The following is a 25,802-nucleotide window of genomic DNA, read 5'->3' as shown; positions in this document are numbered from 1 at the left end:
ACCGAAAGAGGAAGAGACTATGACAAAGACACCAGATATCGCCGCCATGATGAAAGACGTTATGGGCGCATTCCCAGTTGATACAACAGCCATGAACGATGCGTTCAAAACAACGGCTACATTGAATGAAAAACTGTCCGGCGTTGCGCTGACAGCTGCCGAGAAATCTGCAGAAATCTCCAGCAAATGGCAGAAAGAAACTCTGGCCAAGCTGGCAGAAATGTCGAAAGCCAAGACCGAGCCAGCCGATTACGCAAAAGCAATGACAGATTTCACATCTGCCTCTGCCGAAGTTGCAGCCGAGCACATGGCCGCATTCGCCGAGATCGCAAAATCCGTCCAGATGGACACAGTCGAGCTGATGATGGCTGCGGGCAAGAACATGTCCGAAGAAGCAACAGCTGCCGTGAAAAAAGCGACAGACGACGCGACAAAAGCTACGAAAAAAGCCACAGCGAAGTAATTCGCCGTCAGGTTAGAGCACTTTCATGAGTGTTAGGGCAGGCTTGCAAAAGTCTGCCCTTTCTTTGTGCCCTTTCTTTTTGAAACGCGCTGCCCTAAGCTGCAATGCAGCACGCAATTTGGGAAGGATCCACCGTGGCCGACACAGACAAGCCTCTGCTTATCAAGCGCTACGCCAGCCGGCGGCTTTATAACACCGAAACAAGCGATTACGTCACGCTTGAGGATATTTCGGGCTTTATCAGGGATGGGCGCGAAGTTCAGATCATGGATTTGAAATCCGGCGATGATCTGACGCGCCAATATTTGCTGCAGATCATTGCAGATCACGAAAGCCGTGGTGAATCGGTTTTGCCGGTTGATGTGCTCAATGATCTGGTGCGCAGTTACATGTCACCTGGCGCAAGCGTTGTGCCGCAGTTTCTGAAAGCCTCCTTTGACATGCTGCGCGACGGCCAGTCGCGGGTGTTGGAGAACATCAACACGATCAACCCGATGTCGAAAATGCCCGGGTTTGATGTGATGCAGGCCCAGCAGGAAGCCTTTATGAAAGCCATGACCGGAAATATCCCGGCAGCATGGCCCGGCATGCCCAAGAAAGAGCCGGAGAGTTCTGCCAAAGCGGGCAAATCCGCCAAGGATCAGGACGAGAGTCTGGACGCGATCAAGCAGCAATTGGCCGACTTGCAGGAAAAACTGTCCAAGCTGAAGTGATCCTGCGGACGCACTGACGTGCGATTTCTATTTTTTGATCCGGATAATGCCTGAGCCCACCCCGTTAAAGGGTGGGCTTTTTGCGCAAGGCTGATGCCTCCGGCGGGAGTTTATCGGGCAAAATGAAAGGCCGTGTTCAAGCGGCTTGGGTACCTGTGGCGGTTTGAAGCGCGCCCAGAAGAACGTCGATCACCGCATCAAGATCGTTCTGGGTGAGTTGGACGGGCAGGCGGACGTCGCAGGCGGCCATCAGCATTTTACGGGTCTGTGGAAGCTCTGGCAGGTTTTCGATGAATTGCCAGTTCCAGAAGGCGCGGGCGTTATCGGTGCTTTGGCCAAAGACCTGCACTTTGACACCTGCCGCAGCACTGGCGGCGGCAAAGGCGCGGATGGTGTCATCGTCCAGCCCGACCATATTGAACTGGATCGAGTCAGGTGCGCGGGTTTCCGGGGCCAGCGGGGCAGGGACATTGATATGGGGGGAGGCGTTCAGTTTGGCTGCGACATAGTCGTGGTTGCGCAGACCGTCGGCAACGCGGCGTGGCAATTGCGCAAGTTGCGGGCGCACAAGGGCTGCGGACAGGTTGTTGAGCCGCAGATTGTAGAGCGGCAGTTTGTTTTGCCAGCGGTCGCAGGCGTCAGCGATGCCTTGGTGTTTCTTCCAGTTATGTTCATAGGCACCGGACATGATAATCGCGCGTGCGATCAGGTCGGCATCATCGGTGATCATGATCCCGCCTTCGCCGGCGTTGACCATTTTGTAGGACTGGAAGGAGAAGCAGCCGATCTTGCCGATCGTGCCGATTTTCTGCCCGTGCCATAGTGTGCCAAGCGAATGGGCCGCGTCTTCGATCACCGGGATGTTTGCCGCGTCACACAGCGCCATGATTGCGTCCATGTCGGAGGTATGGCCGCGCATATGGCTGATGATGACGGCATCAACCGAGGGCAGCTTGGCTTCGAAGTCTTTGATATCAATGCGGTAGTTATCGCCGACTTCGCATAGGACCGGCTGGCAGTTGGCATGGATCACCGATGAGGGCACCGCCGCGAAGGTGAAGCCCGGGATCAGAACCCGAGCATCTTTCGGCAGATCCAGCGCCATCAGCGACAGGAAAAGCGCGGCCGAGCAGGAGGAGACTGCAAGGGCGTAGCGGCTGCCCATCATCTGGGCGAATTCTGCCTCGAGCAGGGACACAGGTGCGTCGGCGGCTGCGGTATAGCGAAACAGATCGCCGGTTTGCAAAAGCCGTTCGATTTCGGCGCGGGCCTCTTGCGGGATGGCTTCGGCGCGGTGCATGTCTGGCAGGCTCATATTTCAAAATCCTGAATACTTGTTTTCAGAATTGTAAAACAAGCCTGCCCTCAGGCCAAGCGAATTCAGGAAGGGGCCGTGTTAAACATTTGTGACTAGAGGCCCAGTTTATCGCGCAAGCTGTACCAGGTCATCGCCAGTGTCAGCAAAGGTGTGCGCAGTGCGGCACCGCCGGGGAAGGGGGTGGTGGGGATCGTGCCCATCACATCGAACCCGTCACTGTCGCCCATTATGGCCTGCGCCATCAGTTGCCCTGCGTGGGTTGCCGTCCCGACCCCGTGGCCGGAATAGCCCGACGCTGACAGGATGTTCGGTGCCACGCGCGCAAGATAGGGCAGCCGTTTCATGGTAATGGCAAGGGTACCGCCCCACGCATAATCTATTGCCACGTCTTTGAGCTGGGGGAACACGACCGACATCGGTTTGCGGACTTTGGCTGCGATGTCGCTGGGGAATTTGTAGCCATAGCTTTCGCCGCCGCCAAACAGCAGCCGCCCGTCGTGGCTGAGCCTGAAGTAATTCACCACAAAACGGCTGTCAGCCACGGCGACGTCGCGGGGCAACACATCGCGCACCCGGTCGCCAAGCGGTTCGGTGGCGGCGATGAAATTGTTGATCGGCATCACGCGGGCAGCGACCTTGCGGTTCAATCCGCCCAGATAGCCGTTGCACGCCAATACCACATGGTCAGCCAGAACCTGCCCGCCATCGGTCTGAACCGTGACCTTTGCGCCTTCCTTGATGTGGTGCACCGCAGAACCTTCATAGATCCGCACGCCCGCCTTTTGCGCGGCCCGTGCCAACCCCAGGGCAAGGTTGAGCGGATGCAGATGGGCGGCCCCCATATCCAGGATGCCCCCCTTGTAATCGGGCGAAGGGCAGACCGATTGCAGGGCGGCACGGTCCAAGACCTCGATCTGGTCATAGCCATAGTGGTTTCGCAGATGGTCCGCATAGTCGTGCAAATGGCGCAGGTCGCTGGCGGTGGATGCGGTCCAGGCGACACCGGGTTTCAGATGGCAATCGATGTCATGCTCGGCAATCAGGCCCTTGACCAAGGCCTTGGCATCTTCGCCCAAGTCCCACAGCTTTTTCGCATGATCAATGCCCAGCATCTTTTCCAGCGTGTCTTGCTCAACCCGCTGGCCGCTGCCCAACTGCCCGCCGTTGCGCCCGGACGCACCGAAACCCACCCGCTGGGCATCCAGTAAAACCACGTCGCGCCCCGCTTGGGCCAGATACAGCGCCGCAGACAGGCCGGTATAGCCGGCCCCCACAACGCAAACATCTGCCTTGGTTGCCCCTTTTAGGGGGGGGAACTGTTGCAAGGGCGTGGCCGTGGCCGCGTACCAGCTGTCAGGATAGGCGGCTTTTCTATCATTCGCATAAAGCAGGTTCATTGTAAAAAGGGCTCCTTCCCCCGCTTCCAAATGGTTTTAAATCCTCGCCGAAGGCATCCGCCACCGGCGACCGGATCAAACGTTCATCAATAGGTGCTCGCGTTCCCACGGGGAAATGACTTGCAGGAATTCATCGTATTCGGCGCGTTTGACGATGGCATAGACCCGGGCGAAATCAGGGCCCAGAACCTTGTGCATCTCGGTGGCTTCCTCGAACAAATCCAGCGCCGATCCCAAAACCTGCGGGATGTCACCGTCGCCTTCATAGGCGTCGCCCTTGAATTCCGGTCTGGGTTGCTTCTTTTCCATCAGGCCCAGATAGCCACAGGCCAAGGATGCCGCGATGCCCAGATAGGGGTTGCAATCCATGCCGGCCAGACGGTTTTCAACCCGGCGCGACGAAGGTTTGGACAGCGGGACGCGAATGCCGGTGGTGCGGTTGTCGCGGCCCCACTCCAGATTGATCGGGGCGGCGTGGTCTTTGACGTAGCGGCGATAGCTGTTCACATAAGGGGCCAGCACGGCCAGCGCATCGGGCATGTGGTTCTGCATACCGGCGATGAAGTGGTAAAACGCTTCCGTTTCATCCCCGTTCGAATCCGAAAAGATATTCTGGCCGGTTTCGATGTCCAGCACCGAATGGTGCATATGCATGGCGCTGCCGGGTTCGTCTTCGATCGGTTTGGCCATAAAGGTGGCATAGCAATCGTGACGCAGGGCGGCTTCGCGGATCAAACGTTTGAAATAGAACACTTCATCCGCCAGCCGCACGGGGTCGCCGTGGATCAGGTTGATCTCAAGCTGGCCGGCACCGCCTTCCTGCGTGATGCCGTCGATCTCAAACCCTTGGGCTTCGGCAAAGTCATAGATGTCGTCGATCACCGGCCCGAATTCGTCAACGGCGGTCATCGAATAGGCCTGACGCGCCGCAGCGGGGCGGCCAGAGCGGCCCATCATCGGTTTGATCGCATGGGCCGGGTCCAGATTGCGGGCAACCAGAAAGAACTCCATCTCGGGGGCGACAATGGGGTCCCAGCCTTGCTTGTGATAGAGGTCAACCACGCGTTTGAGCACATTGCGCGGGGAATATTCCACCACATTGCCATCGCGGTCATAGGCGTCATGGATCACCTGAAGCGTCCAGTCGGCTGTCCACGGTGCGGCAGTGGCGGTCGACATATCGGGGCGCAGGATCATGTCTTTTTCAATGAACCCTTCGGCCCCTGCGGCTTCGCCCCATTCACCGGTGATGGTCTGGTAAAAGATGCTGTCGGGCAGGTGGAAATATTCCTGCCGTTCGAATTTCTTGGCAGGCACGGCTTTGCCGCGCGCGATACCGGGCAGATCGGGGATGATGCATTCCACCTCATCCAGTCGTTTGCCTTCCAGATACTCTCGGGCGGCTTGGGGAAGGTCGTCAATCCAGTCGGACATTATGGTCTCTCTTTTTTGAAGAATTCGGCAATATGTTTCGCGATATCCGCGTTATTCGTGGGGGCATCCAGTCGCGTGGCCGCGGCTGACAGTTGCGCGTCGGGAACCACACCTTTACCGCGGGTGCGGATCAGCCCGTCGATGAAATCGGCGTTGAATTCGGGGTGGGGCTGGATCGTCCAGATCTGGTCATCATACAGCAGTGCCGCATTGGCGCAAAACTCGGATGATCCCACGACCTGCGCCCCTTGGGGCAGGGCGGTGACCTGATCCTGATGCCATGCGTTCAGGGCCATCGGCTGACCGTTCACGGTGTATTCGGTGCGCCCGACAGACCAGCCGCCCGCGAATTTTTCGACCTTGCCGCCAAGGGCCTGCGCAATGATCTGGTGGCCAAAGCAGATGCCGACCAGCGGGCGACCGGTGTCGCGAATGGCAAGGATCAGCTGTTCTAGTGGCGGAATCCAGTCGTGATCCTCATAGGCTCCGAATTTGGACCCGGTGATCAACCACCCGTCTGCATCCACCGCAGAATCCGGAAACTCGCCATCGACGACCGACCAGATCTGAAAGTCGAAATCATGCCCGCCCAGCAGTTTGGTGAACATTTCACCGTAGTCGCCCAACTGGTCTTTCATGTTGTCGGGGGAATGGCCGGTTTGAAGTATGCCGATTTTCATCACGGTGCCCTTATACGGTGTCGAGATATATCTCGACCTGTTCTTGTGGGGTAAGCTCTTGCATATAATGGAGTTCTTGGCGTTTCGTCAGGACAAAGTTGCGGATCAGTTCGGGCGCGAAAATCCGCGCGACCTCGGGCGAGGCTTCGAATTTATCGATTGCGGTTTTCCAGTCGCCGGGAATCTGGGGCAGGTTGGCGGCATAGGCGTTGCCGGTAATCGGGGGGGGCGGATCAATCGCGTCTTCGATCCCGTTTATCGCGGCCCCCAAGACGGCGGCCAACATCAGATAGGGGTTCACATCGCCGCCCGATACGCGATGTTCGATCCGCCGTGCCTTGTGGCTGCCCGAAGGCACACGAATAGAGGACGTGCGGTTTTCATAGGCCCATGAAATACCTGTGGGCGCATGGGCACCCGGCACCATCCGGTCAAAGCTGTTGGCGTGGGGCGCAAAAACCAGCGACGATCCGGCCATCGCATTCATGCACCCTGCAATGGCGTGGCGCATGATGGCCGTGCCGTCAGGGCCGCCATCGTCAAAGATGTTGTTGCCGTTCTTGTCGAGCACCGAAAAATGCGTGTGCAGGCCGGAGCCGGGATAATCCTCATAGGGCTTCGCCATAAAGCTGGCGGCAAAGCCGTGGCGGCGGGCAAGGCCTTTGACCAGCATCTTGAAGAACCACGCATCATCGGCGGCGCGCAGGGCATCATCGCAATGCATCAGGTTGATTTCGAACTGGCCCAAGCCGGCCTCGGAAATGGCGGTATCGGCGGGAATATCCATTTCTTCGCAAGCATCATACAGATCGGTGAAGAATTCATCGAACTGGTCCAGCGCGCGGATCGACAGGGTTTCGGCGGCCTTGCGGCGTTTGCCGGATCGCGGTGACATTGGCACCTGCAATTTGCGGCCCGAATCGTCGATCAGAAAGAATTCAAGCTCGACCGCGCAGACAGGGGTCAGGCCGCGGTCTTTGAAACGTTCCACAACGGCGCGCAAGGCATGGCGCGGGTCACCGGCATAGGGGCGGCCATCCTCGTGAAACATCCAGATCGGCAACAGGGCTGATGGCGCATCAAGCCATGGCATCGGCAAAAAACCGCGCTCGGTCGGGAACAATACGCCATCGGCATCGCCGCTTTCAAACACCAGCGGGCTGTCGTCGATGTCTTCGCCCCAGATATCAAGGTTGAGGACAGACATGGGAAAGCGGGTGCCGTCTTCGACGACCTTATCGGCAAAGCGTGTGGGGATACGTTTACCACGGGCCTGACCGTTCAGGTCGGCGGCGGCCACACGGATTGTGCGGACCTGAGGATGTTTGCGGAGCCAGTTTTTCATAACACACCTTGTAAGCGGCGGGCATGAAACGGGTTTTTCGAAGGTCGAAAACCGGGATTGACGCCCACGCGCCAAATAATTTGATCAAAAGATTGATACTACCGTATCAGATTGGGACGCAAGCGAATTTTCCGAATTTGATTTTGCGGCAGGTGTTTGTTCAGCCGGCGGTTGATCAGCCCGAAGACGCCGATGATAACCAGCGTCAACATGATGAAATACATCGCTAAAATCGGATAGGGCACAAAGGGGTTGAACGTTTTGTCGGCAAAATAGCTGGCATAATACAGCGCATCGCCGCGCTGTTGCAGTGCGGGAAAGCCGGTAAAGAACACCAATGTGGTCGCGTGAAACAGGAAAATCGCTTCGTTTGTATAGGCGGGCCATGCCAGACGCAGCATCGTGGGCCAGATCACCCTCTTGAAACGCGGCCAGCCTGACATGCCATAGGCATCGGCGGCTTCGGTATCGCCCTTGGGAATGGAGTGCAGCGCGCCATAGAAAATCTCGGCGGAATAGGCGGAGGTGTTAAAGAACAAGACCACCAGCGCGCCCAGCCAAGCCGAGGTGAAGGCGTCAAAAAACGGATGCACGGATTTCAGGCTGAGAAACAGGAAGTAGCCAAAGAAGAACTGGATGAACAGCGGCGAGCCGCGAAAGATAAAGATGAACCATTCCGCCGGTTTGCGCAGCCACGGGTTCGGATTTGCCTTGGCCACGGCAAGGGCGGTTGCCAGCACAAAGCCGGACACCAGCGCGAAAAGCCCGAAATAGACGTTCCAGATCATGCCCGACCCGATCAGGGTGAACTGTTCACACAAGGTAAAGTCATTTCGCGGCAGCAAGCGTTCGCCGATTCCCAGAGAGCGGAGGCCGTAAGCCTGAACGGTTTCCCAGCAGCTCATGTCAGTGCCTTTCGCTGGGCTTCGCCACCGGCTGTGGCTTGGCCGCGCGTCAACCGGCGCATGATGCGGTCCAGCACGATTTCGGAGACACGGGTGAAGCACAGGTAAAATACCAGCAGCGCCAGAAAATACCACATGCGCCAGTCGGGGTGCGGAAAGTCGGTAAAGCGTGGCGTCTTCGCCCCGCCCAGTTCACGCGCCCAATAGACGATGTCTTCGACGCCCAGCAGGAACAACAGCGGCGTGGCCTTGATCAGCACCATCCACAGGTTGCCCAAACCGGGCAGGGCATAGACCCACATTTGCGGCACCAACACGCGCCAGAAGGTCTGGCGGGGCGACATGCCGTAAGCCTCGGCTGTCTCAAGCTGGGCATGTGGTACGGCGCGCATGGCCCCGTAAAGCACATTGGCCGAAAACGCCCCGAACACGATGGCAAAGGTCAGCACGGCCAGCGAAAACCCATAGGCTTCGTGGATCCATTGCGGGGAATTGCCCAAGGGCATCTTGGCCGCCTGACAGACAATGAAATCACTGCCCTGGCGCAGCGGTTCGTCCCAGTCGGGGCATTTGATCTTGTGACGCAGGTATTCGATGCCCTGATCCAGCGCGATCACAAAGAAAAGAAAGAAGGCAATGTCAGGCACGCCGCGCACGATGGCGATATAGCCCCGACCCAGCCATGACAGCGGCAAAATCCGCGACCGCGCGGCCATCGCCCCGCCAAAGCCAAAGGCCATCGCCGCAGGGGCCGTCACGGCCAGCAGCAAAAGCACGGTGCCGAACGCCCCATAGAACGCCAGATGCTTACCCGTGGTCAGGTAGCAGGTCAGCCAGGACAGGCCAGAAAGCGTTTGTGGATCGGTGCAGGCAAAAATAACGAAATGTCCCAAAAGGTTGCGCCGTTAGATGGCGTCTTGGTTTTGGATAAGGGGCGGGTGTGACGCCGCCCCCCATAGGATCAGAATTCTGATATCAGAATGTTTTCGCGCCTTCGCCAAACCATTTGATGATCAGCTTGTTCAGGCTGCCGTCGTCCTTCATGGACTGGATGGCCGCGTTAAACTTGTCTTTCAGCTCGGTGTCGCTTTCGCGCAGGCCAAGACCGATACCGCCGCCCAAAGGCACGTCATCGCCAACAAACATCAGCGCACCTGCGGATTCTTCGACAGTCGGTGCCAAAGCGTCCTTGTCAGCGAAAACAGCGTCGGCTTCGCCATTGTTCACGGCTGCAACGGTTTCGTCATAGGTTGCGAATTCCAGCAATGTGGCACCGGATTCGGCAACGTGGCCGGCTTGGATTGTGCTGGTTTGTGCAGCAACAACGCCACCTGCGATGTCCGCGTCAGCCGATTTCGCCGCATAGGCGGATGCCGCTGGCGGGAAGTAGTTCTGCGTGAAATCAATGACTTCTTCGCGGGCGTCTGTGATGCTCATGCCGGCGATGATGGTGTCATAGTTACCGGATGTGAGGTTCGGGATGATGCTGTCCCATTCGTTTGTGACCCATTCGCAGGTCAGCTCTGCGCGGGCGCACAGTTCGTCGCCGACTTCGCGCTCGAAACCGTCAACTTCGCCGGCATCGTTCAGGAAGTTATAGGGAGGGTAGGCCCCCTCGGTTCCCATGCGGATGGTTTTGCCATGGGCGTCGGCCATTGCGAAACCGGTGCTCAGCGCGAGGGCGGCTGTCGCCAACAGTAGTTTTTTCATTTTGAAGTCTCCCAACTTACTCGTTCAATTTACGACACGTGGCCCGGTGACAGGAACCCACGCAGACGTTCCGATTTGGGTGCGCCGAACAGCTGGTCCGGTGCCCCTTGTTCTTCGATCAGGCCCTGATGCAGGAACACGACATGGTCGGACACATCGGCGGCCAGATTCATGTCATGGGTCACGATCAGCATGGTACGCCCTTCGGCTGCCAGATCTTTGATCACTTTGATCACTTCCTGCTCCAGCTCGGGGTCCAGTGCCGACGTGGGTTCGTCGAACAGCAGGGCCTCCGGTTCCATGCACAGGGCGCGGGCGATGGCGGCACGTTGTTGCTGGCCACCGGAAAGCTGGGCGGGATAGACATCGCATTTGTCGCCGATGCCGACCTTGTCCAGATAGGCACGGGCCGATTTTTCGACCTCGTCGCGGTCCCGGCGCAACACCGTCAGCGGGGCCTCCATCACGTTTTGCAGAATCGTCATATGGGCCCACAGATTGAACTGCTGAAACACCATCGACAGGTTCGTGCGGATGCGCAGCACCTGTTTGGGGTCGGCGGGGCGGCGGTTATGCGCATCGCCCTTCCACTTCACCGGTTCCCCGTTAAAGATCAGATCCCCTTGCTGGCTGTCTTCCAGCAGGTTGCAGCAGCGCAGCAGCGTCGATTTGCCAGAACCGGACGAGCCGATCAGTGAAATCACATGCCCTTTGGGTGCCGTCATCGACACACCTTTCAAGACCTCCAAAGCGCCGTAGGCTTTGTGAAGGTTTCTGATCTCAATCACAGGGGGCTGTTGTGTCACGAGGCATCCTTGTTGCGCTGGTTGAGCGATTAAAGGTTATTCCGGGGGGAATTTGCAATCCGGAACTTGGTTTTTGCCTAAATAAACGGCGTTGACCCTGCGTAAAGCCAAAGGCTTGTGCAAACTAGCCGCGGTCTTCGATCCGCTGGCGGGCCATCGCGCTGTCCGTGTCGGTCACACCCAGCAGGTTTGTCACCAATCGCAGCAGGGCGTTTTCCTCGTCAGAGCGTGTGCCGTCGGCCAGCACGACCGCCCATAGCGTCTCGATCACGCCAAGGCGCGCGTCATAGGGGACGGCATCCTTGATGGCGCGGGTAAAGCGGACGGTATCGGGGGCTTCGGTCTCGAGCACTTCGGCCCGGGCGCGCAGGGCTTCGGCATCAGCCGGGGTCAGGCCATAGCGGTTGGCGGTGATCTGGTCTATGCGCGCCTTTTCAGCCGGGGCATAGTCATTGTCGGACTTGGCAATGCGGACCAAAAGGGCGGTCAGGGCCAGACGCGCATCGGCATCGGGCATTTGGGCGGGTTCGGGCTGTGTCAGCCGTTTTAGGAAATCTGCAAACATGAGGGTGATATAAAGCCGCCGCCAACAAAGGCCAAGCTTACAATGCCTTGAGCGCGTTTTCGCGGGCGGCTGCCATGTCCTGATCCGTCAGCCCAAGCGCTGTTTCAATGGCAAGCAGCTGGATTTCTTCGTCTTCGTCGCGGCCGCCATCCGCCAATGCCACAGACCACATCGCATCGCCAAGCGCCTTGCGGTCGGCATAGGGCACTTCCTCGCGCAGGATGGTGGCGAATTCCGGTGTGCCGGGGGCATGACGTTCCAACGCTTCGCAGGTGGCGCGCAGTTTGGCGGCATCCAGCGGCTTGAGGTTGAACGTGCGCCCAAGGATACGGTCGATCTGGCTTACTTCGGCTGCCCGGTAGCTTTTGTCGGCAAAGGCCACACGCACCAAAAGCGCCCCCAATGCCAGTTGCGGCGTGGGTTGGGGCAGGGGTTTGGGATCAGGTTTGCGACGTGGGAACAGGCGTTCGAACATGGGTGCTCACTAGGTGGTTTCGTTCAGGGTATTTAACACTGATTCTGCCGATCTGTTCCGCAAGAATCAGCGATGCAGAAAGACTGATGTATAAAGGACGCAACCCTTAGGGTGCATAGCCTTCGATGATGACCAAGGTGCCGTCCGACACGCTTGCGCGGATGTCTTTGGCCGCCTGATAACCGGCGCTTTCATAGCAGGCGATTGCATCGGCGAGGCTGGGGAATTCGACCACAACGATACGGGGCCGCGACGTGCCTTCGCGCACATCCGCAGTGGCACCGCGCACCAGAAACTTGGCACCGTAATCGGCAAAGGGTTTCGCATTTGCAGCGCGGTATTTGTCGTAAACAGCCGCGTCATGCACGTCTACATTGGCGATCCAGTAACCTTTGGGCATGGTGATTCCTTATCTTGGAAGGGATTTGAATTTCCCGGCCAGCTTAGCGGCTTCTTCCTTCAGACCATAGGGCGGGTTTATCACGAACATTCCCGATCCGATCATGCCATGCCCCGGACGGGCAGGGGCAAAGCCGACTTCGTGGCGCAAGGCATCAGGATGCGCGCCCATCAGCGCGCTGAGCATGGGCTGGTGCAGCTTGGAGGTCAGGATCGGGTACCAAAGCGCAATCACTCCGACGTTCCACGCCTTGGCCAGCTTGCCAATGTGGCGGGGGATATCGACATAGTCGGTCTTGATCTCGAAACTGGGGTCAATCAGCATCAATCCGCGCCGCGGGGTCGGGGGCGTCAATGCAAAGGCCATGTCGAACCCGTCGCGATAGTGGCATTTGACGTTGAAAGGCGACATCGCAAGATCAAGCGCGCTGAATTCACCGGGATGCAGTTCGGCCAGATGGATGTTGTCGGTCTCGCGCAGCAATTTCGCCGCGATCAGGGGCGATCCGGGATAGGAATCGGGGCCGTGATCCTGTGCGACAGCATCCAGCACACGGGTATAGCGATGATCCTTGCCGAACCAGCCGCGGGCGCGCCCGATGCCCTGCACCGCCTCGCCGGTCTTGAGGGCGGGCGCATCCGACAGATCATAAAGCGCGCGACCCGCATGGGTTTCCATATAGGTCAGCGGTTTGTCCTTGCGGGTCATATAGCCCAACATCCACGCCAAAAGGCTGTGTTTGTGAACATCGGCCAAATTGCCCGCATGGTAGATATGTTGATAACTTAGCATATTCGGCCGCCTTTTTCGAGATTAGACGAGCCGGGACATTTCCTTGGCCGCGCGGATGAAATCCTTGAACAACGGGTGCGGATCAAAGGGCTTGGACTTGAGTTCGGGGTGGAATTGCACGCCGATGAACCACGGGTGATCCGCCCATTCAACGATCTCGGGCAGCTTGCCATCCGGGGACATGCCCGAAAAAGTCATGCCGACTTTCTCGAGCTTCTCGCGGTAGGCCGTGTCGACCTCGTAGCGGTGACGGTGGCGTTCATCAATCGACGTCTTGCCGTAAATCTGGGCCACATGTGACCCTTCTTTCAGCGTCGCGTTATAGGCACCCAAACGCATGGTGCCGCCCTTGTCATCGCCGACTTTGCGTTCGACCTTGTGATTGCCCTGCACCCATTCCTTGAGGTGGTAAACAACCGGTTCAAAACGCTTTTTGCCCGAGGATTCGTGATCGAATTCTTCGGAACCGGCAGTGGCCAGACCGGCCACGTTACGCGCCGCTTCGATCACGGCCATTTGCATGCCCAGACAGATGCCCAGATAGGGGACCTTGTGTTCGCGCGCATATTGCGCGGCTTTGATCTTGCCTTCGGTGCCGCGTTCGCCAAACCCGCCGGGCACAAGGATCGCATGGTATCCTTCCAGATGCGGGCCAACATCATCGGCTTTGTCGAATACTTCTGCATCGACCCATTCGACCTTGACCTTGACGCGGTTGGCCATGCCACCGTGGGTCAATGCCTCGGCGATGGATTTATAGGCGTCTTCAAGCTGGGTGTATTTCCCGACGATGGCCACGCGGACCTCGCCTTCGGGGTTGTGCACACGGTCAGACACATCGCGCCAGACAGCCAGATCGGGTTTTGGTGCGGGCGAAATCTGGAACGCGTCCAGCACGGCCTGATCCAGACCTTGGGCGTGATAGGCCAGCGGCGCATCATAGATGGTTTTCAGATCATATGCGGCAACAACGGCTTCTTTGCGCACGTTACAGAACAGGGCGATCTTTTCGCGCTCTTTTTCGGGGATCGGATGCTCGGACCGGCAGACCAGAATATCAGGCGCGATGCCGATGCTTTGCAATTCCTTGACCGAGTGCTGGGTCGGCTTTGTCTTCAACTCTCCGCTGGCAGCCAGATAGGGCAGCAACGTCAGGTGCATGAAAATGCATTGCCCGCGCGGCTTGTCGTGGCTGAACTGGCGGATCGCCTCAAAGAACGGCAGGCCTTCGATATCGCCCACTGTACCGCCGATTTCACAGAGCATGAAATCAACCTCGTCATCGCCGATATGCAGGAAATCTTTGATCTCATTGGTGACATGCGGGATCACCTGAATGGTTTTGCCCAGATAGTCGCCGCGACGCTCCTTTTCCAGAACCGTGGAATAGACACGGCCTGAACTGATCGAATCCGTCTTGCGCGCGGCCACACCGGTGAACCGTTCGTAATGGCCCAGATCAAGGTCGGTTTCAGCGCCGTCATCTGTCACGAAGACTTCGCCATGTTCAAAAGGCGACATCGTGCCGGGATCGACGTTCAGGTAAGGGTCCAGCTTGCGCAGACGTACCGAAAATCCCCGCGCTTGCAGCAATGCCCCCAAGGCGGCAGATGCCAGACCCTTGCCCAGGCTGGAAACCACACCGCCGGTGATGAAGATATAGCGTGCCATGTGATCGAAGACCCCCGTGAAGTTCAAATTTGATGTGGCAAAAGCCAGCCAAATGAGCTGCGTAAAACCGCAGCACCACGGGACTTAAGGCTAACAGATTTAGGATCGGTAAGGCAAGGCCAAGTCGCAACATCCTGTTACGAAACTTGGCCTTGCCTCAAGCTGTTGTAGGGATTGATTAATCCGCTGTCGGAACCTGTGGCGTGTTATCGGCAGGTGTCGGCGGCAGCAGGCTGTCGCCTTCTGGCAAGGCCGGTGCGTCGTTCTGTGCAGCCGGTGCGGCACCCAAACGATCAATAACCGACGATCCGGCGGATTTCTCCGCGGCAATGATGGTCAGGGTGATCGACGTGATGATGAAAAGAGTGGCCAGCACCCATGTGATCTTGCCCATGGCAGTCGCCGCGGACCGGCCGGATACGGCACCGCCGCCGCCGCCGCCCATACCAAGGCCGCCGCCTTCTGACCGCTGTAGCAAGACAACGGCGATCAGGCCGAGGGCCAGAATGAGATGGACGATCAGGACAACGTTTTCCATGAATACCTACGGCTTTGGTTTGAACTTTGGAGGTATCTAGGCATGTTTGACCATGGGGGCAAGTAACGATTGCCCCTTGCGCGGCTCAAGGCGCTCCGGATGGCATCGGCGCGCTTGGCCCAGCGGCCAAGACGCCCCGCCCGCCATCCCGCCTATTCAGTCTTCGACGTCGTCGACATCTGCCTGGCCTGACACCGCGCGGCGCACGATGCTCCAGCTCAGTCCGATGCCCAGCACAAAGCTGAGCGCCAGCAGCCCCAGCCAGACATTGAAGTCGGAGTTGTCGAGCCTGAGCACCCCGTAATCGAATAGGACCCAGAGCCCGGCGGCCACGACCGCCAGCACCAAGATCATGCCAAGCCCGCCGATGGACCGAAGGGTGGCGCGCAGATAGATGACATATCCGATGAAAAGAAGCAGACCCAGCAGTACTGCGATAGACATGTTCATATGCCCGTAATCGCGCACCCAATTGATGTAGTTATAGTCGGTCGGGTTGAAGGTGATTGCGAGAAGCGCATAGGCGCAGAGCCATCTGATGATAAAACCCATTCAATTTGTTCCCTTGCTTCTCTGGCTTCCAAATATCCTCGCCGAAGGCATAAAAGTCTATGGGAGCTTCGAAAGAATTCGCCTTCGGCGAGGATATTTATGAGCCAGAGAAGCGAAGATGTCATTTTGCAGTTTCGGTTCCATGCTGGCGCGGCTATACCGACGCGGGTTTGCACCGTTAAAGGAATATCATCATGGCCAATGTTGTTGTCGTAGGCGCTCAGTGGGGCGATGAGGGAAAAGGCAAAATTGTCGACTGGTTGAGCGAGCGGGCCGATGTGATCGCGCGCTTTCAGGGCGGGCATAATGCCGGGCACACGCTGGTTATTGACGGTAAGGTCTTTAAGCTGAGCTTGTTGCCATCGGGCATTGTGCGCGGGGGCAAGTTGTCGGTGATCGGCAATGGTGTCGTTCTGGACCCTTGGCATCTGGTCAAGGAGATTGCGATTCTGCGCGAGCAGGGTGTGACGATCACCCCTGAAACCTTGATGATTGCGGAAAATACGCCGTTGATCCTGCCTATTCACGGCGAACTTGATCGCGCGCGCGAAGATCAGACCAGCGTTGCCAAGATCGGCACAACGGGTCGCGGTATTGGGCCGGCTTATGAGGATAAGGTAGGTCGTCGGTCGGTTCGGGTTGCGGATCTGGCGGATGATGCCACGCTTGAGCTGCGTGTTGACCGTGCCCTGGTGCATCATGATGCGTTGCGCCGCGGGCTGGGGCTTGAGCCGATTGACCGGGATGCCTTGCTGGCGGCCCTGCGCGAGATCGCGCCATCGGTGTTGGAATATGCGGCCCCTGTGTGGAAAGTGCTCAACGAGCAGCGCAAAGCCGGGAAACGGATTTTGTTCGAGGGCGCGCAAGGTGCGTTGCTTGATATCGATTTTGGCACCTATCCCTTTGTTACGTCATCGAATGTGATTGCCGGTCAGGCCGCGACGGGCACGGGAATCGGGCCAGGGTCCATCGATTTTGTCCTTGGAATTGTTAAGGCCTATACCACCCGCGTTGGCGAAGGGCCGTTTCCGGCAGAGCTGCATGATGCGGACGGGCAGCGTTTGGGCGAGCGGGGCCATGAATTTGGCACCGTGACCGGGCGCAAGCGCCGCTGTGGTTGGTTTGACGCAGTACTGGTACGCCAGACCTGTGCCACATCCGGTGTGAACGGCATCGCCTTCACCAAGCTGGACGTGCTTGACGGGTTCGAGACGCTCAAGATCTGTACGGGGTATGAGCTGGACGGTGCGACGCTTGAGTATCTGCCAACGGCGGCAGACCAGCAGGCCCGCTGCACCCCGATTTACGAGGAAATGCCCGGCTGGTCCGAATCGACCGAAGGGGCGCGAAGCTGGGCTGATCTTCCCGCCAATGCGATCAAATACGTGCGGCGCGTCGAAGAGTTGATTGGCTGCCCCGTTGCCTTGCTGTCGACCTCGCCCGAACGGGAAGACACGATTCTGGTTACGGATCCCTTTGCCGATTAGGTTTGACTTTGGGCGGTGCGACATCACCTGAAGGGATGCGCACCGCAACAGGAGAGTGACAATGGCATTGAGTTACAAGGCGCGACGCAGGTGGTCGCTGGTCATTCTATTGATCGGATTGCCCGCCTACATCATCGCGGCTGTCGCGGTGATTGCGTTGTTTGACAGGCCGCCTTTCTGGATCGAGCTTGTGGTCTATGTCGGGCTGGGCATCATTTGGGCGATACCGTTCAAGTTTGTGTTCAAGGGGGTCGGCCAGGAAGACCCGCAAAAAGCCGACACCCCGAAATAGAAAACGGCCCCACATCGGGGGCCGTTTTTTTTCGTCTTGTCACACCTGGTTGGCGACAGATTTAGCCAGCGGCGCGTTCTTCGGGTTGGAAACCGATGTCATCGGATGCTTTGAACCGGCCGCCATCAAGCTTCTTCAGCTTGCCTGCGCGCAGCAATTGACCAAAGGATCGCAGCCCTTCTTCGCGGCTGAACTCTTCTTGTTCGACCTGACGCACGGTGTTCATCAACTGCGGACGGGAGAACTGATCCAACCCTTCGACAAAGGACATATAGGCGGCTGCGGCTTCCAGCAGTTCGGACAGGGTGGATGCGCCCATGTCGGATGCGAATTCGGCAAAGCCACCATCGACGGATGTTGCGGATGATTCGACGGCTGCCACCGCTGCCACACGGCGGGGGCGTACGGGGGCTGCCGGTTTGGCCGCATTGGTGTCGATTCGCTGCTCGGCCACCAGTTTCAGGGGGGCAGGGCGTGCTTCGGCGGGGCGTTCCGTGCGCAGCGACGGGCTGGCCGGGCGGCGTGGTTTTACCACTTCGGCCAGATCACTGCGGTAAGCTTTGCCATCGGTATCCGGCGCATCGGCTGTGCCAAGGGCGATGTCGGCCTTTTTCGCGGCGACGGCTGCACGCAGATGCGAGATGGCATCGCGGCGCACGGCGCTTTCCGGATCGTCCATCTGATTGTCGGTTTCGGCCAAAAGGCGGCTCATGTCCGACCCTTTTCCATCCTCCAAAGACGGCAGTTTACGGCGCGGTTCCGCGTCTTGCGGGGCTTCGTCTGTGGCGACGTTACCTGACAGGCCAGCTTCGACTTCGGCCAGTTCGCGCGCCAGTTCGTCTTCCTCTTCTTTCGAGAGGGAGGATTCGGTTTCTGCGCCGGCGGTTTCTGTTTGGGCTGTTTCCTGCGCGGTGTCTTCCCGGATGCTCTCTAGGTCTTCGTCGAGGATGGATTCAACCGATGTTTCGTCGGCGTCGTCCAGATATTCCTCAAGGTCACCCTTGGCGAGTGCATTGTCCAGATCGGCGCGCTTGACCTTGATCACGCGGCCACGGGGGGCTGCGGCTTCGGGGGTTTCAAACAGGTTTTCAGCGGCAACATCGTCTTCGGCGGCGGTGTCATCTTCGGCAATGAGGCTGTCTTGCTGGTCATCTTCGGATGTGGTTTCGGCGTCAAGACGGCTCAGCAGGGCGCTGACGTCATCATCATCGTCGTCGGAAATTGCGGCCTCGGTTGCGTCATCGGCATCAAGCGCGGTTTCGATATCTTTTACAGCGTCGGCAACGAATTCCCGGTTTTCGACTTTGCGGGCCGGTTCTTCTTCGGCGTGCTCGTCCTCGGTATAGTCGGCCTCGATGACTTCGACTTCCTGACGGGACACGACAGAGCGGATGCGCTGCAATTTTGCGGCGATGCTGCTGTTGACCGGTGCCTCGGAAGGATCGCGAAGCGCGTCCTGATTTGCAGGTGCCGGGCTGGCGTGTTCGTCGAAAAATGCCTTGATATCCTCGTCGGGCTGACCGGGGACGATATCGACATCGCTCAGATCAACTTCTGGCGCAGCTTGTTCGGGCGCAGCAGGGGCAGGCTTGGAGATTTCAGCCTGATCGGCCACGGGGTGTTCTGCGGGCGCGGCTTGCGCTGGTGCGGCATCCGCCGGTTTGACCTCTGCAACAGGCTTGGCATCCGCTTGCGCCTCGGGGGCTTTCGCTTGCGCGGCGGCTTCTTTGGTCTGTGCGGCAGCGCTATGCAGGGCGTTCATTCTAAAGGCATCGTAATACCCCGACAGCTCATTCGGGCGACGCGGTGCAAAGGAGGTGGACACAATGGATGTGCCGCCCGCAACCGGAAGCATCATGCTGCTTAGCGGCGCGCTTGGGACCGGCGGGCTTGCGGGTTCTGCCTCCTCGCGGGCTTTCAGGACAATCTGGCCGTCCTGCTGATGCGCCACCACTTTGCGCGAAATTTCTTTCTGCGCGATATGGGCCAGCATTTCTGCATCCGGCTGCGGCGGCTCTGCCCCGAAATAGCGGTCTTCTGACGCAAGATCCCGGAAATACTCTGCGATCGCCTTCATTGTACCGAATGAATCGTCGAAGCCCTCCAACGTACACGAGAACGTGCCGTATGAGACCGTCAGAATTTTGTTGTTATTCATCATCGGATGCTCGTCCTCTGCGGTTTTGCAGCTTACTGTTTACCATAGTGTTCTAGACGAAAGCGGATCGAATCTGTGCCCAAGCCAGTATCATTTAGTGTCATCATTGTGGTCGTTTTCCAAAAACAGGGGAAAAAGCCTTGAAACGGCACATTGTCGCCAGCTTTGACCCAATCACGCTTGTCGGTGGTGGGGATGCGGATATCGAACAGCTTGCGGATGCACTTGATATTGCACCCGTTTGTGTGGCTGCCGATCGGGGGGCTGAATTGGCCCGCCGGGCCAATGTGCCGCTTCGGGCCGTTATCGGTGATATGGATTCCATCTCGGCAGACACTCTTTCGCAGATCCCCCCAGACCGGCAAATTAGAATAAGTGAACAGGAAACGACCGATTTTGACAAGGCCCTTCGCCATATTGACGCGCCGCTGGTCATCGGTGTCGGTTTTTTGGGCGGGCGTCTGGATCACCAGCTGGCGGCATTGCACATATTGGCGGTTCATGCGCACCGCCCCTGTATTCTGCTTGCCCAGACCGAGATTCTTTTCATCGCCCCCCCCGCAATCACGGTGCCTACAACAGCGGGGGATGTCATATCTATCATGCCGCTGGCCCCGGTGGCCGGGCGCAGCACGGGGCTGGAATGGCCGATTGACGGCATCAACTTTGATCCGCTGTCACGCATTGGCACCTCGAACCGCGCGACGGGGGCCTTCACCCTCGAGATGGCGCAGCCCCATGCGGTGCTGATCCTGCCGCGCCGGCTTATGCAGCCGGTTGCGCAAGCGCTTGTTTCTGTAGACGCCGTTGGATGGCCCCTTCGCGGATGATGATATAAAGCCCCGCGGCCATCGTGATCATGATGCCCAATGAGGCCAGCGGGTTCGGCAGATCGCCAAAAATCAGCAGACCGATAAAGGTCGCAATCGGGATTTCGAGATATTGCATCGGCGCAAGCGTGGCCGAGGGCGCATAGCGCAGCGACCAGGTCATCAACAGATGCGCCACACTGCCCAGCACCCCGATTGCCAGCAAAAGCGACCATTCCAACGCGTCGGGTGTGATCATTTCTACCGCCGCGATGTCCAGTTTCGGCCCGATCCAGATCAAGGGCAGCATCAGCGCCACCGCCATGGCCCCGCTGATGGCTTGCAGGCCGATCGGATCGGTCTGTTTGGCGATCTTGCGTGTCACCAGCATGAAGACCGAAAAATTGGCGGCGACAAACACCGGCAAAAGTGCGGGCCACCCGACCTCGGCAAAGCTGGGTTGCACCACCAGCAACGTGCCGATGAACCCGACGATGCAGGCCATGAGCCGTCTGCTGCCCACTTCTTCGGACAGGACATATTTGCCCAACAGCAACATGAAAAACGGCATCACAAACACAATCGCCACCGCATCGGCAAGCGGCAGATAGATCAGCGCGGTAAACATCGCGGCAATGCCCAGAATATGCAGCAAGGTGCGCAAGAAGGTCAGCCACAGCGTCATGCCCGTCATCCGCCACGTCCGATCCGTCAGAAAGACAATTGGCATGAGCAAGATCAGCTGGACCGCAAACCGCACCAAAACAACCTGGGCAAGCGGCACGGAAGCCCCCAGCAGCTTCGCCACAGCATCGCCAATCGGGGCAACAATGCAAAAACCAAGCATCAAAATGATGCCGATTAAGGGTCTGTCTGCATGTATCATTGGGTTGTTCTGGTTCAATTCAATCAACTATAGGATGTATTAAGGCTTTTTTAGCGTGAAATGCAAAAGCTTTCTTTATTTCGCATGGCGGTCAGTGGCCGACTTTTCAGGCATCTAGGCAGCCGGCCTGTCCAGCAAGACACAATTGCGGCCCATATTTTTTGCGGCATAAAGCGCCTTGTCCGCGCGGTCGATTGCCGCATTTGAAATGTCGTCACCAGCCAGGTCCGAACGGGAAATCAGGCACAATCCGATGCTGATTGTGACGGTCAATAACTTGGCAGAGCCGGGAATAACAAAGGGCGTGCGCTCAAACGCCTGGCGCAGCCGGTTGGCCACAGCGGTTGCCTCCGCTTCATTCGTGCCGGGCAGCAGCAGCAGGAATTCCTCGCCGCCGATCCGGGCCGCCATATCCGACGGGCGCAGATGTGTGCGCAGACGGCGGGCGGTTTCAACCAGCACAGCATCGCCTGCGGCATGGCCGTGTTCATCATTTATGCGCTTGAAATGATCCATATCGGCCATCATCACAGCAAAGGGCAGATCGTCTGAGGTCGCTTGCCGTGTCTGGCGGGTCATCTCGGCCAGGCCATAGCGGCGGTTATAAAGGCCGGTGAGCGGGTCAAATATCGCTTCGCGCAGGCCCAGTTCGACACTTGCGCGGATGCGGTCGATCTGGCGTTTGCGTTCCAGCAGGGCCGATAGCCGCAAATGCAGTTCTTTGACGTCAAAGCCTTGGGGCATCAGATCGTCCGCGCCCAGATCAAGCGCAATGGCTGCGACATCGGCGTTCTGGTCGGTTTGCACCACAATGATCCCGCAATGGCGGGTGCCCGCATTGGCGCGGATTGACGATATCAGGTGCATTTGATCGGTGACGCTGGTCTTGTCCGGTGTCAGCGCCAATACAAAAACGTCCGGCATCCCTTCGCCGGTCAGACGGGTCATCGCCTCTCCGACAGCGGAAACCGAAATCTTGTTCAGGTTATCCTGCCGCAGTTGCGCCGCCCAGATGTGGTTCAGCGCCTTGTCGGACCCGACAAGCTGGATATGCCCCGACATCTGGAAACACGCCGGTGGGTCGGCCAGACCAAAGGCGTGGCCGGTTTCGGCGCGCATCTGCCATTCTTCGGGGGAGTGATACAGACGGATCAGGCTGCGCACGCGGCTGAGCAAGAAGGCATCGACAAGCGGCTTGATCAGAACATCCTGCGCACCGCGCGACAAAAACCGCTGGCGCAAGGCGGAATCCCCCGTTTCGCCGATGGCGATCACAGGGGTGCGTTGTCCGCCTGCCTTCGGGGCCAGCCCGTCCAGAAGGGCCGTAGCGTCTGCATCACAAAGGTAGAATGCGGTTATGATAAGGTCCGGAGGGTCGTGATATGCCAGCGCCAATGCTTCGGCAACGCTGGTGGCCTGGCGCACATCAAAAAATGCAGTGCCCAATTTGGTCTTTAAAAGAATTCTGTTTGTGGCGATCGGATCAACGATCAGGATCTTGCCTTGCACTTGTTTTCCTTCCCCACAAAAATTATCAGAACAGGTGCTCTCTTGTTGATCGAATTAGTTAACAAAGTGTTGCCAAGAAATTTTACGTTAGGAAAAACCGCATGCTTACGCAGGAAGCCGCCGAAGCCATCGGGTTGCAGGCCTTGGCCTGGCTGGTGGCCAACGAAGACTTGCTGCCGGTGTTTATGGATGCAAGCGGGGCCAGCGCCGACGATTTGCGCACCCAGGCGACCGATCCCGGGTTTCTGGGGGCGGTGCTGGATTTCGTGATGATGGATGATGCCTGGGTCATCGCGTTTTGCGATACACTCCGGATGCCCTATGAACGGGTGATGCAGGCACGCCAGTCCTTGCCGGGCGGCGAACAGGTGAATTGGACATGACCATGATCAAAGGTATTCTTTTCGACAAGGACGGCACGCTGTTCGATTTCGCCAAAACCTGGGAGGCATGGGCACATGCGTTTCTGACCCGGCTCAGCAATAAAGACGCTGCACGCGCCACTGCGATCGGGGCTGTGGTCGGGTATGACTATAGTGCCAAACGGTTTTCGACAGACAGCATCGTGATCGCCGGTACCCCCGGTGATGTGGCCGGTGCGCTGGGGCAGCACGTTCCCGAACATTCGCGGCAGGGGCTGATCGACATCATCAACGAAGAAGCCGCACTGGCCCCGCAAAGCGAAGTGACCCCCTTGGTGCCGTTTCTGACGGTGCTGAAAGCGCGGGGATTGAAGCTGGGGGTGGCGACCAATGATGCCGAGGCACCAGCGCGGGCGCATCTGGACAAGGCGGGTGTGACGCATATGTTTGATTTTGTCGCCGGATTTGACAGCGGTTTCGGCGGCAAGCCCGAACCGGGGCAGCTGAACGGATTTGCCCAACAAGTCGGGCTGGCCCCTGCTGCCATTGCCATGATCGGGGACAGCACCCATGATCTGCTGGCTGCGAAAGCCGCAGGAATGACCCGTATCGGTGTGCTGACAGGTATGGCGTCGGCCGATGATCTGGCCCCCTATGCCGATGTGGTTCTGCCGGATATCAGCCATCTGCCCGACTGGCTTGACGCGTTGGATGCGCAACGCGGCTAGGCGGGGCAGACACGAGGCAGGCGCGAAAAACGACACTTCTCGTCGGTAATGGCAACGACCCCATGCGCAGGATCAGGCCTTCTGGAACTGATTTTCAGGAGGTTCACATGCCAGATACCGATCCGAAACGCAGAACCCGTGGCGGTGGCCGTGCAGGGGCCAAGACACGGCGCGGCACTTCCGTGATCGAACAGATGCCGTGGAACCCGCCAATTAACATCGACCGCCCCACAGAACCGCTGACCCCCGAAGGCGTCGAGGCGATCCATGACGGGGCCATGCGCATTCTCGAAGAGATCGGGATCGAATTCCTTAACCACGAGGCGCTGGATATCTTGCGCAAAGCCGGGTGTACGGTGAACGGTGAAAACGTCCGCATGGGGCGCGATTTCGTGATGGAATGGATCGCCCATGCGCCATCGCAATTCACCCTGACCCCGCGCAACCCGGACCGCCAGATCACCATCGGGGGCAAACATCTGGTGTTTGGCAATGTGTCATCGCCGCCGAACTATTGGGACATGTCGATTGGCACCAAGGTGCCCGGCACCCGCGCCATGTGTCAGGACCTGCTGAAGCTGACGCAATATTTCAACTGTATCCACTTTGCAGGCGGCTATCCGGTGGAACCCGTCGATATCCACGCCTCTGTCCGGCATCTGGACGTGCTGTATGACAAGCTGACCCTGACGGATAAGGTCATGCACGCCTATAGTCTGGGCAAGGAACGTGTCGAAGACGTGATGGAAATGGTGCGTATCGCGGGCGGACTTACCCACGAGGAATTCGACGCCACCCCGCGCATGTACACCAACATCAACTCCACCTCGCCGCTTAAACATGACATCCCGATGCTGGACGGCTGGATGCGGCTGGCGCGGCGCGGGCAGGGGTTGGTCGTGACACCCTTTACGCTGGCCGGTGCGATGGCACCTGTGACGATGGCGGGTGCCGTGGCACAATCGCTGGCCGAGGCGCTGTGCGCCGTTGTTTTGGCGCAGATCATCAACCCCGGATGCCCCTGTGCGATTGGCACCTTCACATCGAATGTGGATATGAAAACCGGCGCGCCTGCCTTTGGCACCCCTGAATACATGCGCGCCACCCAGATGACCGGGCAATTGTGCCGATTTTACGATCTGCCCATGCGGTCGTCGGGGGTATGCGCGGCCAACGTGCCGGACGGCCAGGCCATGTGGGAGACCTCCAACAGTCTGTGGGCCGCCGTGCAATCGGGTACGAACATGGTCTATCACGCGGCGGGCTGGCTTGAGGGCGGGCTGATCGCCAGCCCTGAAAAGTTCATCATGGATTGCGAGGTGCTCCAGCAGATCCAGCGCTATATGGACCCGGTGATCTGCGCGACAGGCCCGGATGAAATCGCCCTCGACGCCATTAAATCGGTGGGCAATCAGGGGCATTTCTTTGGCATCCAGCACACGCAGGACCGCTATACCGAAGCGTTCTATCAACCGTTTCTGAGTGACTGGAAAAATTACGAAGGCTGGGAGGCCGCCGGTGCCATCTGGACACCCGAGCGCGCGCATTTGATGTTCAAGGAAATCGTTGCCAGCTTTGAAGCGCCCCCGATGGAGGATGCGATCCGCGACGAGCTGGCGGATTTTGTGGCACGGCGCAAAGCCGAAGGCGGGGCACCGACGGATTTCTAGATCGCGCAACAAAGTCGGGTTCGTCTAAATTTCGAAGTAATTCCGAATTATTTAAAGCGGCAAAAACCGTGGGTGCCTTGGCGGCTTTTGCAATATGTTAAGGGCCTTTTCCCATGATCCCCCGTGACCAATGGGAA

Annotated in this window: 27 protein-coding genes; 8 read left to right on the top strand and 19 right to left on the bottom strand. The window is 58.3% G+C overall.

The window, feature by feature from the left end; translation table 11 throughout:
* The first annotated feature begins 19 nt into the window (after positions 1 to 19).
* Together HGT1_RS02930 and phaR are read left to right on the top strand one after the other, a co-directional pair.
* Positions 20 to 463: a phasin, PhaP gene (locus HGT1_RS02930; protein ID WP_176248487.1), complete on the top strand. Its 444-nt coding sequence runs from the start codon at positions 20 to 22 to the stop codon at positions 461 to 463.
* A gap of 134 nt (positions 464 to 597) precedes the next feature.
* On the top strand, positions 598 to 1,176 hold the full coding sequence (phaR, locus tag HGT1_RS02925; protein ID WP_176248486.1) for a polyhydroxyalkanoate synthesis repressor PhaR: 579 nt from the start codon (positions 598 to 600) through the stop codon (positions 1,174 to 1,176).
* Positions 1,177 to 1,312: 136 nt separating this feature from the next.
* On the opposite strand, the gene HGT1_RS02920 is transcribed toward phaR, so the two are convergent.
* From HGT1_RS02920 to HGT1_RS02845, 16 genes are all read right to left on the bottom strand, one after another.
* Positions 1,313 to 2,491 carry a DegT/DnrJ/EryC1/StrS aminotransferase family protein gene (locus HGT1_RS02920; protein WP_176248485.1) on the bottom strand — a complete coding sequence of 393 codons (1,179 nt, stop codon included), beginning with the start codon at positions 2,489 to 2,491 and terminating at the stop codon, positions 1,313 to 1,315.
* A gap of 95 nt (positions 2,492 to 2,586) precedes the next feature.
* Positions 2,587 to 3,891 carry an FAD-binding oxidoreductase gene (locus HGT1_RS02915; protein WP_176248484.1) on the bottom strand — a complete coding sequence of 435 codons (1,305 nt, stop codon included), beginning with the start codon at positions 3,889 to 3,891 and terminating at the stop codon, positions 2,587 to 2,589.
* 75 nt (positions 3,892 to 3,966) lie between these two features.
* Positions 3,967 to 5,325: a glutamine synthetase family protein gene (locus HGT1_RS02910; protein WP_176248483.1), complete on the bottom strand. Its 1,359-nt coding sequence runs from the start codon at positions 5,323 to 5,325 to the stop codon at positions 3,967 to 3,969.
* The gene (locus tag HGT1_RS02905) at positions 5,325 to 6,005 is read right to left on the bottom strand and encodes a type 1 glutamine amidotransferase (protein WP_176248482.1); all 681 of its coding nucleotides are present in this window, start codon (positions 6,003 to 6,005) and stop codon (positions 5,325 to 5,327) included. Before HGT1_RS02905 ends, HGT1_RS02910 begins: the two co-directional genes overlap by 1 nt.
* Positions 6,006 to 6,015: 10 nt before the next feature.
* The gene (locus HGT1_RS02900) at positions 6,016 to 7,350 is read right to left on the bottom strand and encodes a glutamine synthetase family protein (protein ID WP_176248481.1); all 1,335 of its coding nucleotides are present in this window, start codon (positions 7,348 to 7,350) and stop codon (positions 6,016 to 6,018) included.
* A gap of 98 nt (positions 7,351 to 7,448) precedes the next feature.
* Positions 7,449 to 8,255 (bottom strand): ABC transporter permease, encoded by an 807-nt coding sequence (locus HGT1_RS02895; protein ID WP_176248480.1) that lies wholly within the window; start codon positions 8,253 to 8,255, stop codon positions 7,449 to 7,451.
* A complete protein-coding gene (locus HGT1_RS02890) occupies positions 8,252 to 9,058 on the bottom strand; it encodes an ABC transporter permease (protein ID WP_255200086.1) in 807 nt (268 codons plus the stop codon). Before HGT1_RS02890 ends, HGT1_RS02895 begins: the two co-directional genes overlap by 4 nt.
* Positions 9,059 to 9,230: 172 nt before the next feature.
* On the bottom strand, positions 9,231 to 9,965 hold the full coding sequence (locus HGT1_RS02885) for a transporter substrate-binding domain-containing protein (RefSeq protein WP_176248479.1): 735 nt from the start codon (positions 9,963 to 9,965) through the stop codon (positions 9,231 to 9,233).
* A gap of 29 nt (positions 9,966 to 9,994) precedes the next feature.
* Positions 9,995 to 10,771 carry an ABC transporter ATP-binding protein gene (locus HGT1_RS02880; protein ID WP_217902969.1) on the bottom strand — a complete coding sequence of 259 codons (777 nt, stop codon included), beginning with the start codon at positions 10,769 to 10,771 and terminating at the stop codon, positions 9,995 to 9,997.
* Positions 10,772 to 10,895: 124 nt separating this feature from the next.
* Positions 10,896 to 11,336 (bottom strand): TerB family tellurite resistance protein, encoded by a 441-nt coding sequence (locus tag HGT1_RS02875; RefSeq protein WP_176248478.1) that lies wholly within the window; start codon positions 11,334 to 11,336, stop codon positions 10,896 to 10,898.
* A 37-nt stretch (positions 11,337 to 11,373) separates the two neighbouring features.
* Positions 11,374 to 11,811, bottom strand: a complete 438-nt coding sequence (locus HGT1_RS02870; protein WP_176248477.1) for a TerB family tellurite resistance protein — start codon at positions 11,809 to 11,811, stop codon at positions 11,374 to 11,376.
* 106 nt (positions 11,812 to 11,917) lie between these two features.
* The gene (locus HGT1_RS02865; RefSeq protein ID WP_176248476.1) at positions 11,918 to 12,211 is read right to left on the bottom strand and encodes a DUF1330 domain-containing protein; all 294 of its coding nucleotides are present in this window, start codon (positions 12,209 to 12,211) and stop codon (positions 11,918 to 11,920) included.
* Between the two features lie 9 nt (positions 12,212 to 12,220).
* Positions 12,221 to 13,003, bottom strand: coding sequence for a 23S rRNA (adenine(2030)-N(6))-methyltransferase RlmJ (gene rlmJ / locus HGT1_RS02860; protein ID WP_176248475.1), 783 nt, complete (start codon positions 13,001 to 13,003; stop codon positions 12,221 to 12,223).
* A 21-nt stretch (positions 13,004 to 13,024) separates the two neighbouring features.
* Positions 13,025 to 14,674: a CTP synthase gene (locus tag HGT1_RS02855; RefSeq protein ID WP_176248474.1), complete on the bottom strand. Its 1,650-nt coding sequence runs from the start codon at positions 14,672 to 14,674 to the stop codon at positions 13,025 to 13,027.
* Positions 14,675 to 14,852: 178 nt separating this feature from the next.
* The gene (gene secG / locus HGT1_RS02850; RefSeq protein ID WP_176248473.1) at positions 14,853 to 15,212 is read right to left on the bottom strand and encodes a preprotein translocase subunit SecG; all 360 of its coding nucleotides are present in this window, start codon (positions 15,210 to 15,212) and stop codon (positions 14,853 to 14,855) included.
* Positions 15,213 to 15,368: 156 nt separating this feature from the next.
* Complete coding sequence (locus HGT1_RS02845) at positions 15,369 to 15,764, bottom strand: DUF6524 family protein (RefSeq protein ID WP_176248472.1); 396 nt, start codon at positions 15,762 to 15,764, stop codon at positions 15,369 to 15,371.
* A 194-nt stretch (positions 15,765 to 15,958) separates the two neighbouring features.
* On the opposite strand from HGT1_RS02845, the gene HGT1_RS02840 reads away from it, so the two are divergent.
* Together HGT1_RS02840 and HGT1_RS02835 are read left to right on the top strand one after the other, a co-directional pair.
* Positions 15,959 to 17,251, top strand: a complete 1,293-nt coding sequence (locus HGT1_RS02840; protein ID WP_176248471.1) for an adenylosuccinate synthase — start codon at positions 15,959 to 15,961, stop codon at positions 17,249 to 17,251.
* A gap of 61 nt (positions 17,252 to 17,312) precedes the next feature.
* Positions 17,313 to 17,543: a DUF2842 domain-containing protein gene (locus tag HGT1_RS02835; protein ID WP_176248470.1), complete on the top strand. Its 231-nt coding sequence runs from the start codon at positions 17,313 to 17,315 to the stop codon at positions 17,541 to 17,543.
* 61 nt (positions 17,544 to 17,604) lie between these two features.
* Here the strand turns inward: HGT1_RS02835 and HGT1_RS02830 are convergent, their stop codons facing one another.
* Positions 17,605 to 19,704 carry a hypothetical protein gene (locus HGT1_RS02830; protein WP_176248469.1) on the bottom strand — a complete coding sequence of 700 codons (2,100 nt, stop codon included), beginning with the start codon at positions 19,702 to 19,704 and terminating at the stop codon, positions 17,605 to 17,607.
* Positions 19,705 to 19,841: 137 nt separating this feature from the next.
* On the opposite strand from HGT1_RS02830, the gene HGT1_RS02825 reads away from it, so the two are divergent.
* Entirely contained in the window at positions 19,842 to 20,531 is a 690-nt protein-coding gene (locus tag HGT1_RS02825) for a thiamine diphosphokinase (RefSeq protein ID WP_176248468.1), read from the top strand.
* On the opposite strand, the gene HGT1_RS02820 is transcribed toward HGT1_RS02825, so the two are convergent.
* Together HGT1_RS02820 and HGT1_RS02815 are read right to left on the bottom strand one after the other, a co-directional pair.
* Positions 20,467 to 21,396 carry a DMT family transporter gene (locus tag HGT1_RS02820; RefSeq protein ID WP_176248467.1) on the bottom strand — a complete coding sequence of 310 codons (930 nt, stop codon included), beginning with the start codon at positions 21,394 to 21,396 and terminating at the stop codon, positions 20,467 to 20,469. The two genes, HGT1_RS02825 and HGT1_RS02820, sit on opposite strands and share 65 nt — an antisense overlap.
* A 114-nt stretch (positions 21,397 to 21,510) precedes the next feature.
* A complete protein-coding gene (locus HGT1_RS02815; RefSeq protein ID WP_176248466.1) occupies positions 21,511 to 22,905 on the bottom strand; it encodes a diguanylate cyclase in 1,395 nt (464 codons plus the stop codon).
* Positions 22,906 to 23,006: 101 nt separating this feature from the next.
* Between HGT1_RS02815 and HGT1_RS02810 the strand changes: the two genes are divergently transcribed.
* The 3 genes from HGT1_RS02810 (at position 23,007) to HGT1_RS02800 (ending at position 25,665) form a co-directional block, all read left to right on the top strand.
* A complete protein-coding gene (locus HGT1_RS02810; protein ID WP_176248465.1) occupies positions 23,007 to 23,288 on the top strand; it encodes a DUF3572 domain-containing protein in 282 nt (93 codons plus the stop codon).
* Positions 23,285 to 23,995 carry an HAD family hydrolase gene (locus tag HGT1_RS02805; protein WP_176248464.1) on the top strand — a complete coding sequence of 237 codons (711 nt, stop codon included), beginning with the start codon at positions 23,285 to 23,287 and terminating at the stop codon, positions 23,993 to 23,995. The genes HGT1_RS02810 and HGT1_RS02805 overlap by 4 nt, the downstream gene beginning before the upstream one ends.
* 107 nt (positions 23,996 to 24,102) lie before the next feature.
* Positions 24,103 to 25,665, top strand: coding sequence for a trimethylamine methyltransferase family protein (locus tag HGT1_RS02800; RefSeq protein WP_176248463.1), 1,563 nt, complete (start codon positions 24,103 to 24,105; stop codon positions 25,663 to 25,665).
* Positions 25,666 to 25,802 lie beyond the last annotated feature (137 nt).

The organism is Sulfitobacter sp. HGT1, from assembly GCF_013282155.1.
Lineage (GTDB): Bacteria > Pseudomonadota > Alphaproteobacteria > Rhodobacterales > Rhodobacteraceae > Sulfitobacter.
Note: the sequence above shows the minus strand (reverse complement) of the source record. Positions and strands in the feature narration are given on the sequence as shown.

Coding starts and splice junctions, on each gene's coding strand:
- HGT1_RS02930 (WP_176248487.1), top strand. CDS start 20: ATGACAAAGACACCAGATATCGCCGCCATGATGAAAGACGTTATGGGC.
- HGT1_RS02920 (WP_176248485.1), bottom strand. CDS start 2,491: ATGAGCCTGCCAGACATGCACCGCGCCGAAGCCATCCCGCAAGAGGCC.
- HGT1_RS02915 (WP_176248484.1), bottom strand. CDS start 3,891: ATGAACCTGCTTTATGCGAATGATAGAAAAGCCGCCTATCCTGACAGC.
- HGT1_RS02910 (WP_176248483.1), bottom strand. CDS start 5,325: ATGTCCGACTGGATTGACGACCTTCCCCAAGCCGCCCGAGAGTATCTG.
- HGT1_RS02905 (WP_176248482.1), bottom strand. CDS start 6,005: ATGAAAATCGGCATACTTCAAACCGGCCATTCCCCCGACAACATGAAA.
- HGT1_RS02900 (WP_176248481.1), bottom strand. CDS start 7,350: ATGAAAAACTGGCTCCGCAAACATCCTCAGGTCCGCACAATCCGTGTG.
- HGT1_RS02895 (WP_176248480.1), bottom strand. CDS start 8,255: ATGAGCTGCTGGGAAACCGTTCAGGCTTACGGCCTCCGCTCTCTGGGA.
- HGT1_RS02885 (WP_176248479.1), bottom strand. CDS start 9,965: ATGAAAAAACTACTGTTGGCGACAGCCGCCCTCGCGCTGAGCACCGGT.
- HGT1_RS02875 (WP_176248478.1), bottom strand. CDS start 11,336: ATGTTTGCAGATTTCCTAAAACGGCTGACACAGCCCGAACCCGCCCAA.
- HGT1_RS02870 (WP_176248477.1), bottom strand. CDS start 11,811: ATGTTCGAACGCCTGTTCCCACGTCGCAAACCTGATCCCAAACCCCTG.
- HGT1_RS02865 (WP_176248476.1), bottom strand. CDS start 12,211: ATGCCCAAAGGTTACTGGATCGCCAATGTAGACGTGCATGACGCGGCT.
- rlmJ (WP_176248475.1), bottom strand. CDS start 13,003: ATGCTAAGTTATCAACATATCTACCATGCGGGCAATTTGGCCGATGTT.
- HGT1_RS02855 (WP_176248474.1), bottom strand. CDS start 14,674: ATGGCACGCTATATCTTCATCACCGGCGGTGTGGTTTCCAGCCTGGGC.
- secG (WP_176248473.1), bottom strand. CDS start 15,212: ATGGAAAACGTTGTCCTGATCGTCCATCTCATTCTGGCCCTCGGCCTG.
- HGT1_RS02845 (WP_176248472.1), bottom strand. CDS start 15,764: ATGGGTTTTATCATCAGATGGCTCTGCGCCTATGCGCTTCTCGCAATC.
- HGT1_RS02840 (WP_176248471.1), top strand. CDS start 15,959: ATGGCCAATGTTGTTGTCGTAGGCGCTCAGTGGGGCGATGAGGGAAAA.
- HGT1_RS02835 (WP_176248470.1), top strand. CDS start 17,313: ATGGCATTGAGTTACAAGGCGCGACGCAGGTGGTCGCTGGTCATTCTA.
- HGT1_RS02830 (WP_176248469.1), bottom strand. CDS start 19,704: ATGATGAATAACAACAAAATTCTGACGGTCTCATACGGCACGTTCTCG.
- HGT1_RS02820 (WP_176248467.1), bottom strand. CDS start 21,396: ATGATACATGCAGACAGACCCTTAATCGGCATCATTTTGATGCTTGGT.
- HGT1_RS02810 (WP_176248465.1), top strand. CDS start 23,007: ATGCTTACGCAGGAAGCCGCCGAAGCCATCGGGTTGCAGGCCTTGGCC.
- HGT1_RS02805 (WP_176248464.1), top strand. CDS start 23,285: ATGACCATGATCAAAGGTATTCTTTTCGACAAGGACGGCACGCTGTTC.
- HGT1_RS02800 (WP_176248463.1), top strand. CDS start 24,103: ATGCCAGATACCGATCCGAAACGCAGAACCCGTGGCGGTGGCCGTGCA.